The organism is Sandaracinus amylolyticus, assembly GCF_000737325.1.
Taxonomy (GTDB): Bacteria; Myxococcota_A; Polyangia; order Polyangiales; family Sandaracinaceae; genus Sandaracinus; species Sandaracinus amylolyticus.
In genome coordinates, this window is record NZ_CP011125.1 from 10105346 (window position 1) to 10119665 (window position 14320).

Sequence of the window (14320 nt, forward strand, 5' to 3'; positions counted from 1 at the left end):
GGTGAGCGAGGTACGCGGAATCGCCGGGGATCCTCCCCGCCGAGGCGGTTAGCCAGCGCGCTCCGCGCGGCCGTCCTTGCAGAGCCGATCCACCTCGACGATCAGGTGGTCGAGCTCGATCGGCTTCTGCACCCACGCCGATGCGCCGAGCTCGCGCGCGTGGCTCTCCACGTCGCGCGCGCCCGAGAGCACGAGCACCGGGATGCTCGCCAGCTCGGGGTCGGCGCGCTGCTTCGCGCGGAACTCCCAGCCGTTCATGCCGGGCATCATCAGGTCGAGCAGCACCAGCCCGCAGTGCGATCCGTGCAAGCGCGAGAGCGCCTCCTCGCCGTCGCTCGCTTCGATCACCTCGAGACCGTGGAGCTCGAGCGCGAGGCGCATGGCCTCGCGGATGTCGTCGTCGTCGTCGACGATGCAGACCTTGCACTGGCTCATTCGGAGGTTTCCTCGCGAGGGGGACCGGCGAGCGGCAGCTCGACGGTGAACGTGGCGCCCTGATCGGGCTCGCTCTCCAGCGAGATGCACCCGCCGTGCGCCTCGACGATCACACGGGTGATGAACAGGCCGAGGCCGAGGCCGCCGTAGTGGCGTGACGACACACCGCGCTGGAACGGGGCGAAGAGCCGCTCCTTCACCTCGCGCGGGATGCCGATGCCACGGTCGCGCACCTTGAGGATCGCGCGCTCGTCCTGGCGCTCGATCGTGATCTCGATCGGCTCGCCGCGGCCGAACTTGATCGCGTTGGTCATCAGGTTCGTGACCACCTGCTCGATCCGCAGCGCGTCCCAGCGGCCGATCACCGGCGGGCCTCCGATGTCGCTCGCCGCCGAGACCTGGAGCGAGCTGCCCGAGCGCGCGAGCTCGTCGCCGAGGAGTGTCGCGACCTCGTTCACCACCGTGTGGAGATCCACCTCGCCGAGCGTGAGCTGCAGGCGCCCTTCGCGGAACCGCGAGACGTCGAGCAGCAGCGTCACGAGCGAGGCGAGACGCCGGATCTGGCGCTTGCTGACGGTGATCACGCGCATGAGCGCGTCGGGCTCGACCATGCCGGACAGCTGGAAGCGCAGCTCGAGGCTCTGCACCGCGAGCTGGAGGCTCGTGAGCGGCGTGCGCAGCTCGTGCGACGCGACCGAGAGGAACTCGTCGCGCATGCGCACCGCGGCCTCGGCGGCGGTGCGGGCGCGCTGCTCCTCGGCGAGGAGCCGGTCGCGCTGCTCCTGCGCCTGCACGCGCTGCGTGACGTCGCGGAAGCTCCACACGCGCCCGACGATCTCGCCGTTGAGGCGCTGCGGCTGCGAGTAGCGCTCGAACACGCGACCGTCCTTGAAGCGGATCGTCTCGAGCCCGCTGGCCTCGGGGCTGCGGTAGAGCTCGCGCACCCGCGCCATGAACTCCTCGGGCGCGACGAGCTGATCGTGCACGTGCTTCAGCGCGCGGTGATCGTCGCGCGCGGTGAGGACGTCCTCGGGCACCCGCCACATGGAGATGAAGCGCCGGTTGAAGCGCACGATGCGCCCCTCGGTGTCGACCACGAGGATGCCGTCGGCCGTGGACTCGAGCGCGGCTTCCACGAGCGACATCGAGCGCTGGAGCATCTCGTGGGATCGCTGGCGCGACGTGACGTCGGTCGAGATGGTGCAGATCGCGGTGATCGCGCCGTTCTCGTCGCGCAGCGGACAGCGCTCGGTGATGTACTGGTGCACGCCGTCCGCGTGGGGGATCACGTCGTCGGACTCGAGCACGCGATCCTCGCGCACCACGCGTCGATCGAGCGCGCGCATCGCCTCGGCGACGGACTCCGCGAAGAGGTGCGCGTCGGTCTTGCCGACGACCTGCGCGGGCTCGAGCCCGACCATCTCCGCGAAGCGGCGGTTCGCGAGCGTGAAGCGCCCGTCGAGATCCTTGACGGTGATCAGCGCGGTCGAGTTGTCGAAGATCGCGTGCAGCAGCGCCTCGCGCTCCTGGAGGCGCGCCTCGGCGGCGCGGCGCTCCGCGTTCTCCTGGCGCAGCCCGGAGTAGAGCCGCGCGTTCTCGAGCGAGACCGCGGCCTGCGACGCGAGCACGTCGAGCACCGCGAGCTGCGAGGCCGAGAACGCGCCGGGGACGAGGTCGTTCTCGAGATAGAGGATCGCGGTGGCGCGATCGTCGCGGAGGATCGGCAGGCACAGCACGCTGCGCCGCTGCCCCGCGGTGAAGTAGGGGTCGAACGTGTAGCGGTGCGGGCCCGACGCGTCGGAGATCATCACCGCGCGTCGGGTGCGGACCGCGGCGTCGCACACCGAGAGCGGCAGGCTCGCGGCGCGGATCGGTCGATCGAGCTCGCCGAACGCGCTCGCGCCGTGACCACGCGCCGCTGCGAGGAGCAGCCCGCCGGGCGTCACGAGCGCGAGGCACCCGCGCTGCGCGCCCGCGCTCTCGACCGCGACCTCGAGGAGCCGCGCGTGGAGGTCGGGCAGCAGGAGCGCGCCGGTGACCGCCTGCGACGCCTTGAGCACGCCCGAGACGTCGGGGCACTCGCGCATGCGCTCGTCGCGCCGCGCGAGCGCGGGGATCGTGATCGCGAGCGCGTGCGCCTTCGCGCGCGCGCCCCAGAGCTCGTAGAGATCGTGGGCCTGCACGAGGTACGCGTCCGCGATCGTGTCGAGCCCTCGGCGCCGGTGGAAGCGCGCGGCGACCTCGCACGCGATCGCCTCGACGTGGAGGATGCCGGCGGCACGCGCGCCTCGTACGGCGTCCTCGTAGCCGCGCTCCGCGTCGAGCTCGCGCCCTTCGACGCGCGCGATCTCGGCCGCGACCAGCGCGGCGCGCGGCCCGAACGTCTCGGCCTGGCTCCCCGCGAGCGCCTCGAGCACGTCGAGATCCTCGCGCACCGCGACCGGCACGCGGGTCGGTCCATCGCCGTCGCCGAGCTCCTCGTCGTGCTCGCGATCCTTGGGGCCGTCCAGCATCGATGTGTCGGCGAGCGCGGCGTAGAAGCGGCACTCGGGCACGAGCACGAAGCCGAGCACCGCGCCGAGCCGTGCGCGCGCGCGCGCCCCGGCGATCGCCGCGCCCTCGTGATCACCACGGAGGAACCGGGCGACGAGCTCGTGGAAGACGCGGTGGAACTGGTCGACCTCGCGCCCGCTCGCGACCAGCGGCTCGCGCGGCACGACCGCGGTGCCTCCGCGCACGAGATCGATCATGCGCAGGCGGCTGCGCATCGACGTGACGACCGAAGGCGCGCCGGAGCGATCCGCGAGCTCGAGCGCCTCGCTCGCGTCGGCTGCGATCTCGTCGAGGGGATCTCCCGCGACCAGGCGGAAGTCCGCGATGTGCTTGGCGTGGAAGCTCGCGTAGGTGAGATCGCCGCTCACCGTCGCGGCCGCGAGCTCGCGCCGCATGAGCTCGACGCAGCGCCGCAGCGGGAGCTGCAGGTACGAGATCAGCGCGGTGAACGCGAAGCTCGCCCGCGCGCGATGCATCGCGTGCTCGGGCCGCTGCGCGATCCGGTACGTGCCCTCGGCGATCGAGAACGCGTCCGCGTAGCGCCGCCGCCGCACCGCGAGGCCGAGCGCGAACGCCGCGAACGCGCCGAGCGAGCTCGACGTCACGCCCTCGCGCATCGCCACCGCGAGGCCGCGACAGGCCGCGAGCCAGACGAGGTTCCAGTCGTGGTAGCTCGCAGGCGTGATCAGCGCGACGAGCAGCTCCTGCGTCGCGCGCGCCTCGTCGCTCACCGGCACGTCGCGCGAGAGCGACAGGATCGCGCGCGTCGGATCGGGACCGAGCGCCTCGAGCAGCGCGTCGTACTCGGCGTCGACCTCGCCATCGGTCGGATGCGCCGGCAGATCCACGTCGAGGGCGCGCAGGCCCTCGAGGCAGGTCGCGGTGGCCTCGCCCATCGCGCCGCGCACCAGGCGCGGCTCGGCGAGCAGCGTGTGCACCGCCGCGAGATCGACGCGCGTCCGCGCGCGCTTCGTGAGCGCGACGCAGAGCTCCTCCGCCGCGCCGAGCTCGCCGATGAGGAAGCGCGAGCGCGCGAGCGAGAGCTGGAGCTCGAACGCGAGCGCGTACCGCTGCTCCCAAGGATCCTCGCCGAGGAGCTCGATGCCGCGCACCAGGAACGCGATCGCCGCGCGCCCGTCGTTCGACGCGCGCGCCGTGCGCCCCGCGAGCAGATCGAGGTACGCGGCCTGCGCGCGCTCCTCGGGATCGCGCAGCAGCGGCGCCGCGAGATCGAAGTGCCGCACGATCTCGAAGATGCGCGTGCCCACCTTGTCGGGCGGCGTCTTCGCGAGCAGCGCGCGACCGGTCTCGAGGTGCAGCGCGAGCCGCTCGGCGTGCGGCGTGAGCTCGTACGCCGTCTGGTGCACGCGATCGTGCAGGAAGCGCACTTCGTCGCCGATGCGCGCGACGAGGCGCGCCGAGATCGCCTCCGCGAGCTGCGGGAGCAGCTCGCTCTCCGAGCAGCGCAGCACGATCGACAGGGTCGCGAGATCGACCGACGCGCCCTGCACCGCGAAGCGCCGCAGCACGTCGCGGGTGCGCGGCGAGAGCGTTGCGATGCGCGAGGCGATCAGATCCGCGACGTCGTCGGAGTAGGGCTTGGCGCGGATCGCATCGAGATCCCACTGCCAGCCCTTCTTCGCGTCGTCGTAGCGGATCAGGCTCTCGGCGTAGAGCGAGTCGAGGAACTGCGCGACGAAGAGCGGATTGCCGCCGGTGCGCTCGTGCACCGTGACCGCGAGCTCGCCGACCTCGTCGGGCCTGCGCCGCAGCACGTCGCCGATCCAGCGCGCGACCGCGTCCTGCGAGAGCGGGCGCAGCGCGATCGACATCGTGTCGACGCCGCGCTCGCGCAGGCGCGTGCCCACCGACTCCACCGGGCTCGTCGGGGCGCGCTCGATCGTGCGGTACGCCGCGATGATCAGCAGGTGGTGAGCCTCGGGCGCGGTCGCGACGTGCTCCAGGACCTTGAGGGTGCCGGCGTCGGCCCAATGGAGATCGTCGAGGAACAGGACGAGGGGATGGGCCTCGGTGGCGAGCACGCCGAGGTAGCGCGCGAGCGTGCCGAGGAAGCGGCGCTCGGCCTCGCGCGCGGGCGCCTCGGCGGGAGGGGTGCGCTCGCCGAGGAGCTGCGCGAGATCGGGCAGGCGCGAGACCAACATCGGGGCGTGGAGCCCGAGCGCCTCGTCGAGGCGCGCACGCAGCTCGTCGTGGGTCCACGCGTTGGACTCGAGCGCGGCGGCGACCAATCCGTCGAGCGCCTGGAACGCGGCGCGCAGCGGCTCGCGCTCCGCGCCCGCGTCGCACTTGCCCGCCGCGAAGAGCGCGCCGTGCAGCATCGCGACGCGCCGCGCGCGATCGACGAGCGCGCTCTTGCCCGAGCCGGTGGGCCCCGAGACGATCACGACGCGCGGGCGCTCCTCGAGCGACGTGCGCTCGAGCGCGGCCGAGATGCGCTGCAGCTCGTCGTCGCGCCCGTGCAGCATCGCGGTGAGGCGCGGGAGCGGAGGGCGATCCGCGCGCCCCGGCTCGAACACCTCGACGACGCCGCGCGTCCGGTGGCTCTCGAGGCAGCGCATCAGATCGTGCTGCAGCCCGGACGCGCTCTGATAGCGATCCTCGGGCGCCTTCGCGAGCAGGCGCAGCACGATGCGCGACAGCGTCTCGGGCACCGCCGGCACCAAGAGGTGCGGCGGCGGCGCGGGGATCGCGACGTGTGCGTGGATCCAGCCCGGAAGATCGGCGGCCGAGAACGGGCGGCGCCCGGTGAGGAGCTCGAAGAGGATGATCCCGAGCGAGTAGAGATCGCTGCGCTGATCGATCTCGACCGCGAGCCGCCCCGTCTGCTCGGGCGAGAGATACGGCCACTGGCGCGAGGGCCACGGGCGCCACGCCACCGGCCCGCGGTGCGGCGGCGGCGGGAAGGGCGTGCCGAGATCCACCACGTCGCCGCCGTGCACGCGCACGTCTTCGGCGTGGAGCCGCAGGTGCATCACGCCGCGTCCGTGCAGCGCGTCGAGCGCGTCCGCGAGCCTCACCGCGAGCGTCAGGAAGCGACCGAGATCGATGCGCGAGGCCGCGATGCGCGCGAGCGACACGTCCTTCGCCTCGCGGGCGACCACGACGCGTCCGGGCTGGGTGCTGGTGTCCAGCAAATGCGGCTCCCCCTCGCCGTGGGATCGGGCTTCGCGCGCTCGCGTCGCGGTCTCGCAGGCAGCGCTTCAGACGGCACGTAGGGACCACGGCCACACCGGCAACGCCGCGCCGACGGACCCGCGGCGCGCGGCGCGGCGGTACCATCGCGGACCATGCGGACGGGGAGTTGGGGCGCGCTCGCGCTGGTGCTCGTGCTCTCGGGGTGCGGTGACGACGGCGATGGCGGGCGCGACGCGTCGGTCCCGCGCGTCGACGCGCAGCTCCCGCCGCCTCCGCCCGCGACGTGCGACGCGAGCGGCGGCAGCGCGACGGTCGCGCCGCCCGAACTCGTCGCGTCGCTCTCGGATCGCTGGCACGAGGGCTGGCTCGCCTCGCCCGCGATCGACGATCTCGATGGCGACGGCGAGAACGAGATCGTGCTCGCGCGCAGCGGGCGCGTTCTCGCGTTCCACCTCGACGGCTCGATCGTGCTCTCGTTCGACGTCGAAGGGCGGGTGTGGTCCTCGCCGATCGTCGCCGACGTGGTGCCCGAGCACCAAGGGCTCGAGATCGCGTTCGCGGAGCGCGCGCGCATCCACGTGATCGGGAGCGACGGCAGCGAGCTCGAGGGATGGCCGTTCGCGTGGCGCGACGAGCTGCGCTCGCTCGGCGCGACCGATCTCGACGGCGACGATCGCCTCGAGCTCGTCGCGGTCACGACGAGCCCGCTTGAGGGCGGCGGCCAGCGCGACATCGTGATCGCGGTGAACGAGGACGCGACGATGGTGCCCGGCTTCCCGCCCAACACGACCGGCGCGTCGGGCTGCGACGACGCGTGTTACGTGACCGGAGGCTACGACCAGAACCTCGCGCTCGGCGACGTGACCGGCGACGACGTGCCCGAGATCTTCGCCACGCAGGACAACGCGTACCTCTCGCTGCACGACGCGACGGGACGCGCCTTCGACTGCGCGCCGATGTTCGAGGACCGCACGAAGTTCCACGGCGTGCGCTTCCTCCACGACTACGCCGAGGCGCAGCAGGGCTACGCCGACGAGGAGGACACCGCGAACCAGGCGCACTTCACGAACAGCGCGCCGGCGATCGTCGACGTCGACGGAGACGGAACGCGCGAGCTCGTCGTGCTCGGCAGCGTGCAGAACGCGTCGCAGGAGGATCGACTGCGCGGCGTCGCGCTCTGGGTCGTTCGCCCCGACGGAACGCGCCCCGACGCGTGGGCCACGCCGTTCCACGCGCCGGGCTATCTCGCGGGGCTCTGGGACTTCGACGGCGAGAACGTCGTCGGCGCCACGAACCAGGTCTCGGTCGCGGATCTGTTCCCGGATCGTGCGGGCCCGGAATTCGTGTTCGCCGGCTTCGACGGGCGCATCCACTGCGTCGACGCGCGCGCTCAGGAGGTCTGGCAGGCGGAGTACACGACGAGCGATCGTGTGCTCACCGCGGGCGTCGCGATCGCGGATCTCTCGGGCGACGGCTCGCCCGAGATCGTCTTCGCGACGTACTCGCCCGACGCGGATCGATCGCACCTCGTCGTGCTCGCGGCGAACGGGCGCGAGCTCCATCGCATCGCGCTGCCCGATCGCGGCGCGATGAGCGTGCCCACGATCGCCGACGTCGATCGCGACGGCGATCTCGAGATCACCGTCGCGACGAAGGGCGGCGACGATCGCGCGCCGCACGCGCTCGTCTACACCGTCGAGGGCTCCGGCACCGCGTGCCTGCCCTGGCCCACCGGCCGTCGCACCGCGCTGCGCGACGGCCTCGTGCCCTGAAGGCGGAGCTCGCTCGCGATCAGCCGACGACTACGGGGGAAGGCAGATCAGCTCGCTCGCGCCGCCGGCGGTCGGGGTGCAGAGGAAGTTGCTCGGGCAGTCGAAGTCGTCGAAGCAGCGCTCGAAGCACACGAACGCCGAGCCCGACAGCGACAGGCACGCGCCGACGTCGCCGCGGATGTCGCGCGGACAGTCGAGGTCGCTCCCGCAGTTGTTGGTGCAGATGCCGGCGGTCGAGCTCGCGGTCGAGATGATCGAGCACCCGTCGGTCTCGGTCGTGCAGTCGCTCGTGTCGATGCACAGGTCGTAGGGACGCGCGCCGTCGTCGCCGCAGCCTGGCAGCGTCGCGCCGGCCACGACGATCGCGCCGATCAGAGTCATCCAGGTCCGTGTCATGGGCTCCTCGTCGGCGCGCGCATGGCGCTCGACGCCTCACCACGTGGGCGCGCGTGTGCGTCTCACAACCCGCGTGCGGCGACGCGACGCCACAGTTGCGCTCCGCGCGTCTGCGCCGCAGGGTTCGTGCTCGCGGGCGCGCAGGGGCGCCCGACCCGCCGCAAGCCTCCGCACCCTGCACGCACGCACGAGCTCGACGATCTTCGTCCGCCGTGTCCTCGGGCCCGCATCGGCGCGGGAAGGGCCCATTCGCTCGCCCGAGAGGGCGCGGAGGAGACGAATGGATCCGATCGACGACCTGAAGCATCGCGCGCGCATCCTCCATCGAGATGCGCAGGCGAAGGACCCCGCCGCGCTCGCGCGCGTCCGCGCGCTCGCGACGCTGCGCACGCTCGACGACGAGACGCTCGCGCGCACCGTGCGTCGCGCCCACGCGCTCGCGGTGCTCGCCGAGGAGCTCGGCTTCCGCAGCTGGGCCCATCTCGCCGCGGTGGTCCGCGGCGACGACGACGAGCGCGACCGCGGCACGTGGCTCTATCCGCGCGAGTGCGGCGGCCACTTCAACGTGTGGAGCGCGTCGTACGACGAAGCGCGCGCGATCCGCGCGGAGCACGGAGGATTCCTCCTGCCGTACCGCCATCACTTCGTGATCGTCGACGAGGCGTACATCGAGACCGCCGGGCTCGACCCGAAGCGCGAGGAGTGGACGCGGATCGGGCGAGACTGGGTGAGGCCCGAGGATCGCGAAGCGCACGGGCGGTTGGTGCTCGAGCTGGTGCGCGCGAGGCTCGACGTCGCGGCCTGAGGGACAACGGCTGACCACGCTCACGACGACGACCACGTCGGTCGCGGGCGTGGCTCGGTCGGCTCACCAGGCCCGACGCGCGCTCGTCACGGCAACCGCAGCCGATACGCCCGGGACCCGTCGTTCCGCAACGACGGCTCCACCCGGACCCGCACCTTGCCGCGCGTGACCTCGACCTGATCGCCGTCCTCGAGGGGCACCGGGCTCGTCATCACGTAGAGCGCCACGTCGCACACCGTCTCGAGCACTTCCTCGCCGTCGCGCTTGCTGCCTGCGACCTCGACCTCGTTCGTCCCGAAGTCGCGCGCGCCTCGCGTACGCAGCGAGCGCGACCCATCGGTCGTCTCGGTGCCCTCGAACGCCAGCCACAAGAAGAGCGGCAGGTCGTCCTCCGACGCGTCCTCCGTCTGCGCGATCCACTGCGCCGGCTCGTGCACCAACGTCGTCGCGTCCCACAGCACCGCGAGACAGCCCGGCTTCGCCGCCAGCGCCGACACCGCCTTCGTCAGCGCCAGCGCGCGCTCGATCGGCGAGCCCACCTCCGCGGCGAGCGCGACCTCGAGCACCCCGCCGTGCTTCGCGATCTGCTCGCGCGCTTCGGGCCAGTACCACGCGCTCGCGAGCGCGCGCTCCAGCGTCGTGTCGTCGACGCGCTCCTCGCGCGCCGTCACCCGCACGCCGGGCGGCGAGCCGCCGTTGGGCTTGGGGGCCGACTCGAAGAGCACCCGGGCGGTGAACGTTGCTGCGCTGCTCACGGCCTGCCTGCCTCTCACGAACGGAAGAAGCGGCGCACGGTGTCGACGCGCTGCTTGATGAGGAACGGGATCTTCACCAGCGCCGGCCCGATCTTCGGGATCTGCGCCTCGCTCAGCAGGTTGCCGAGCTCCCAGAGCGTCTTGTCGTAGGGCATCCAGAACAGCTCCGGCGCCTCGTTCGAGTCGAGCAGGATCGTCTTCGGTCGCGTGAACGTCCCGAGCGCCAGCTCGCTGTTCGCGATTCCCGTGCCCGTGTCTCGCGTCCCGCTCCACGGAAGCGCCGCGATCGCGCCGGTCATCGCGTGGTTGTTGATCGTCACGACGCCGACCTCGATCTGCTCCGCGAGCCGCAGCGCGCGCGCGTGATCGCTCGTCCAGATCGACGACGTCAGGCCATACCGGCCCGCATTCACGCGGCGGATCGCCTCGGCCGCGCCGTCCACGCGCACCACCGCGAGCACCGGGCCGAACGTCTCGTCGGCCACCACGTCCATCGCGTCGGTGCAGTGATCGAGCAGCGTCGGCAGGTAGAACAGGCCCTCTCCGAGACGGCGCCCGCCGCACACGACCTTCGCGCCCTTCGCGATCGCGTCCTCGACGTGCGCCTCGACCAGCGCGAGCTGCTTCGCGTTCGTCAGCGGCGAGACGTCGACCTCGCCCGGCGCGCCCGGCCCGACCTTCAGCGACTGCCACGCCCGCGCGAGCCGCGACACCAGCTGGTCCGCGATGCGCGCGTCGACGTACGCGATCTCGATCGCGCCGCACGCCTGACCGACGTTGTGCAGCGCCCAGTGCGTGATGCCCGCGACCGTGCGATCGAGGTCGCAGTCCGCGAGCACGATCGCCGCGTCCTTGCCGCCGAGCTCGATGCTGCACGGGATCATCCGCTCGCCGCAGCGACGCGAGACGTCGCGCCCCGCCGCGACCGACCCGGTGAACACGCACGCATCGATGCCGCTCTCGATCAGCGCGATGCCGGTCTCGCGCCCGCCCGGCACCACGGTGAGCAAGCCGGGCGGCAGCTCCGCCGCGAGCTTGCCGCAGAACCACTGCGCCACGCGCGTCGCGTACTCGCTCGGCTTCAGCACCACGCCGTTGCCGCAGAGCAGCGCCGGGATGACGGTGCGGAACAGCGTCGCGACCGGGTAGTTCCACGGCGCGACGATCCCGATCACGCCGCGCGGCACCCGATCGATCCACGCCTTCTTCTTCGGGAAATTGATCGGATTGAGCCCGACCTTCTTCCGCGCGATCGCGGGCTCGATCACCGACGCCCACGAGTTGACCTGATCGAGCGGGCCGAGCACCTCGCTCATCAGCGCGTCGACCTCGAGCTTGCCCACCTCGTCGCGCATCAGCGCGACCACCTCGAGGCGATCCGCGAGCATCGCCTTCGCAGCGCGGCGCAGCGCGTCGGCCCGCTCGCTCACCGGGCGCGACGCCCAGCCGTGCTGCGCGCGACGCGCCTCCTCGACGGCCTTCGTCACGTCGGCCGCGCTCGCGACCGGGATCGGCGCGAGCGGCCGCAGATCGACCGGGCACACGGGGTGGATGGCGCCGTCGCGGACGACGGGCGCGGAGGGCGTGACGCCCGGGACCGACGCGCTTCTGGCCTCGTGCATGGCGGCCGGATGTACCGCAACGCGCCGAGCGTGGCCACCGGGGGCGCCGCGCAATCGGCGACGCAGCTCGGGTATCCTCGATCGTGATGCTTGCTCGTCTCACTTGCCTGGTCGCGGTCGCGAGCTCGCTCGCGATCGCCGGTTGCTCGCTCGAGCGCGTGGGCTTCGAAGGCCGCGACGCCGGAACGCCACCGTCCGACTCGGGTGGCTTCGACGCCGGGCGCGAGGACGGCGGCCGGCTCTGCGAGGTCGGCGGCTGCGACGACGGCAACGTGTGCACGAACGACGTGTGCAATCCGTCGATCGGCTGCGTGCGTACGCCGGTGCCCGGCTCGTGCGACGACCACGTGCTCTGCAACGGCGCCGACTCGTGCGGCGAGGGCACGTGCAGCGTGCACGACGGAGTCGACCCGTGCCCCGGCGCGTCGTTCTGCGACGCGACCAGCGACACGTGCATGGGCTGCGAGGACGACACCGACTGCCCCGCCGAGATGGTCGGCGACTGGGGCGCGTGCACGTTCCCGACGAACGTCTGCGCGACGATGGGCATGCGCACCCGCTCGATCACCAGCTACACGTGCTCGAACACCGGCACCTGCGACGCGACCATCCGCGCCGAGACCGAGCCCTGCACCCGCGCCACCGACGGCCTCTCGTGCGGCGCGCCCACCGCCGGCCCGTGGAGCGCGTGCACGTACGTCGACGCGACGTGCAGCACGATGGGCACCCGCACCCGCACCGTCACCACGCCGACCTGCGCGTCGGGCTCGTGCGCGATGATCCCGACGATCGAGACCGACACCACGGGCTGCGGGCGCACCACCGACGGCGTGATGTGCGGCGCCCCGATCCCGGGCGCGTGGAGCCTCTGCGGCGGCTACGACGACACCTGCGACGAGAGCGGCACCCAGAGCCGCACGATCACCACGCCGCGCTGCAGCGCCGGCGCCTGCACCGGGACCACCACCACGTCCGAGATGCGCGCCTGCACGCGCGACTCCGACGGCATCATGTGCGGCGCCGAGACGTGCGGCGACTGGGGCCTCTGCGTGCGCACCTCGGCCTCGGGGAGCGCGTGCATGGGCAACGGGGTGCAGACGCGTCGCTGCACCGGCGCCCAGTGCAGCGCGGGCACCTGCGCGATGTCCGGCATCCGCATCGACGAGCGCGCGTGCATGCTCGGCGGCGATCCCTGCGAGCGCGGTCGCTCGTGCCGGCCGTGTCAGCCCCTCGTCGGCAGCGTCTGCTCGCCGGGCGCGATGGGCTACCGCGAGTGCACGATCTTCGCGGGCACGTGCAGCGGCGGCATGGCGAGCTGCGGCGGCAACGAGACCGACGTCACCATCTACGACCGATGCACGTGCCCGTGATGCGCATTGCGCTGCTGCTCTTCGTGCTCTCGAGCGCGTCGATCGCGCGCGCCGACGTCGTCGATCCCGAGCCCGAGCGCTGTCCGCGCGGCTCGACGCCCTCCACTGCGCACAGCGGTCCCTACTGCGCGCCTCGCACGTGCCTCACGGACGTGCATTGCGGCGAGAACGCGCGCTGCATGGAGCTCGCACAGTGCGTGGAGAACCGCGCGTGCGGTGGTCTCCGACCGCCCGACGCGGAGCTCTGCGTGATGACCCACGTGGCCGGCGCGTGCGACGAGCTCGGCACCGCCTGCGCCGACGAGGCCCGATGCATCGTGCACCGCGTCTGCGTCGGCGACGACGAAGACGGCCGACCCGGCGGTGGTGGCTGCAGCTGCGCCGTGCCGGGACGTGCTCGAGCGAGCGCCGGGCTCGGCTTGGTGATCACGGCGCTCGCGTCGATGTTCCTCGCTCGGCGGAGGCGGGCCGCGTGATCGCATCGGAGCGCATCGAAGATCTGCGGCGCGCCGCGGGCTCCGCGGTGGTGGAGTCGTTCTTCCGCGGGCTCTCGCGCGTGGCGTCGCTGCATCCGAACGCGCGCCCCGAGCGACACGGCGTGATCGTCGAGCGCGACATCCCGTACGTCGATCGCCCAGGGCCCGAGCATCGCCTCGACGTCTATCGTCCGCAGCACGACGCGCCCGGGCCGCGACCGGTCGTGATGTACGTGCACGGCGGCGGCTTCCGCATCCTCTCGAAGGACACCCACTGGCTCATGGGCCTCGCGTTCGCGCGCCGCGGCTACGTCGTGTTCAACGTCGACTATCGGCTCGCGCCGCGCCACCCGTTCCCCGCGGCGCTCGAGGACGCGAGCGACGCGCTGTGCTGGGTCGCGCGGAACGCGCATCGCTGGGGCGGCGATCCGACGCGCATCGTGCTCGCGGGCGAGTCGGCGGGCGCGAACCTCGTCGCCGCGCTCACGCTCGCGTGCTGCTACGAGCGCGACGAGCCGTACGCGAAGCGCGTGTTCGAGCTCGGCATCGTCCCGCGCGCGACGCTGCCGGCGTGCGGCATCTTCCAGGTGAGCGACGTCCAGCGCTTCGCGCGCCGCAAGAAGGGCTTCCCGCGCTTCGTGATGGACCGGCTCGAGGAGGTCTCGCACGCGTACCTCGGGCGCGATCACAGCGCGTACGGCACGTCGCTCGATCTCGCCGATCCGGTGTGCTTCCTCGAGCGCGCGCAGGCGCCGTCGCGCCCGCTGCCGCCGTTCTTCCTGCCGGTGGGCACGAAGGATCCGCTGCTCGACGACACGCGCCGCCTGGCGCGCGCGGTCGAAGCGCTCGGCGGCGAGGCGATGACGAAGATCTATCCCGGCGAAGTGCACGCGTTCCACGCGTTCGTGTTCCGCGCGTCGGCGCGCCGCTGCTGGCAGGAGATGCTCGGGTTCCTCGACGAGAAGGCGCCCGCGTAGCCG

At 72.6% G+C, this 14320-nt stretch carries 10 protein-coding genes; 5 read left to right on the top strand and 5 right to left on the bottom strand.

The genetic code is table 11. The features are described from left to right. Positions 1-48: 48 nt before the first annotated feature. Both DB32_RS42895 and DB32_RS42900 read right to left on the bottom strand, forming a co-directional pair. Positions 49-435: a response regulator gene (locus DB32_RS42895; protein ID WP_053238450.1), complete on the bottom strand. Its 387-nt coding sequence runs from the start codon at positions 433-435 to the stop codon at positions 49-51. Continuing rightward, positions 432-6143: an ATP-binding protein gene (locus DB32_RS42900; protein WP_053238451.1), complete on the bottom strand. Its 5712-nt coding sequence runs from the start codon at positions 6141-6143 to the stop codon at positions 432-434. Before DB32_RS42900 ends, DB32_RS42895 begins: the two co-directional genes overlap by 4 nt. A gap of 153 nt (positions 6144-6296) precedes the next feature. Between DB32_RS42900 and DB32_RS42905 the strand changes: the two genes are divergently transcribed. Further along, the gene (locus DB32_RS42905) at positions 6297-7916 is read left to right on the top strand and encodes an FG-GAP repeat domain-containing protein (protein ID WP_157070366.1); all 1620 of its coding nucleotides are present in this window, start codon (positions 6297-6299) and stop codon (positions 7914-7916) included. Between the two features lie 30 nt (positions 7917-7946). Here DB32_RS42905 and DB32_RS42910 read toward each other — a convergent pair whose 3' ends face one another. Beyond that, on the bottom strand, positions 7947-8312 hold the full coding sequence (locus DB32_RS42910) for a hypothetical protein (protein ID WP_157070367.1): 366 nt from the start codon (positions 8310-8312) through the stop codon (positions 7947-7949). A gap of 280 nt (positions 8313-8592) precedes the next feature. Between DB32_RS42910 and DB32_RS42915 the strand changes: the two genes are divergently transcribed. Continuing rightward, the gene (locus DB32_RS42915) at positions 8593-9117 is read left to right on the top strand and encodes a hypothetical protein (protein ID WP_053238454.1); all 525 of its coding nucleotides are present in this window, start codon (positions 8593-8595) and stop codon (positions 9115-9117) included. 86 nt (positions 9118-9203) lie between these two features. On the opposite strand, the gene DB32_RS42920 is transcribed toward DB32_RS42915, so the two are convergent. Both DB32_RS42920 and DB32_RS42925 read right to left on the bottom strand, forming a co-directional pair. Next, the gene (locus DB32_RS42920) at positions 9204-9872 is read right to left on the bottom strand and encodes a DUF4261 domain-containing protein (protein ID WP_169791737.1); all 669 of its coding nucleotides are present in this window, start codon (positions 9870-9872) and stop codon (positions 9204-9206) included. 14 nt (positions 9873-9886) lie between these two features. Beyond that, the gene (locus DB32_RS42925; RefSeq protein ID WP_053238456.1) at positions 9887-11494 is read right to left on the bottom strand and encodes an aldehyde dehydrogenase family protein; all 1608 of its coding nucleotides are present in this window, start codon (positions 11492-11494) and stop codon (positions 9887-9889) included. Between the two features lie 86 nt (positions 11495-11580). Between DB32_RS42925 and DB32_RS42930 the strand changes: the two genes are divergently transcribed. The 3 genes from DB32_RS42930 to DB32_RS42940 are packed head-to-tail and all read left to right on the top strand — an operon-like array spanning position 11581 to position 14317. Continuing rightward, positions 11581-12864, top strand: a complete 1284-nt coding sequence (locus tag DB32_RS42930) for a hypothetical protein (protein ID WP_053238457.1) — start codon at positions 11581-11583, stop codon at positions 12862-12864. Continuing rightward, complete coding sequence (locus DB32_RS48945; protein ID WP_169791738.1) at positions 12864-13340, top strand: hypothetical protein; 477 nt, start codon at positions 12864-12866, stop codon at positions 13338-13340. Before DB32_RS42930 ends, DB32_RS48945 begins: the two co-directional genes overlap by 1 nt. Then, the gene (locus DB32_RS42940; RefSeq protein ID WP_053238459.1) at positions 13337-14317 is read left to right on the top strand and encodes an alpha/beta hydrolase; all 981 of its coding nucleotides are present in this window, start codon (positions 13337-13339) and stop codon (positions 14315-14317) included. The genes DB32_RS48945 and DB32_RS42940 overlap by 4 nt, the downstream gene beginning before the upstream one ends. Positions 14318-14320 lie beyond the last annotated feature (3 nt).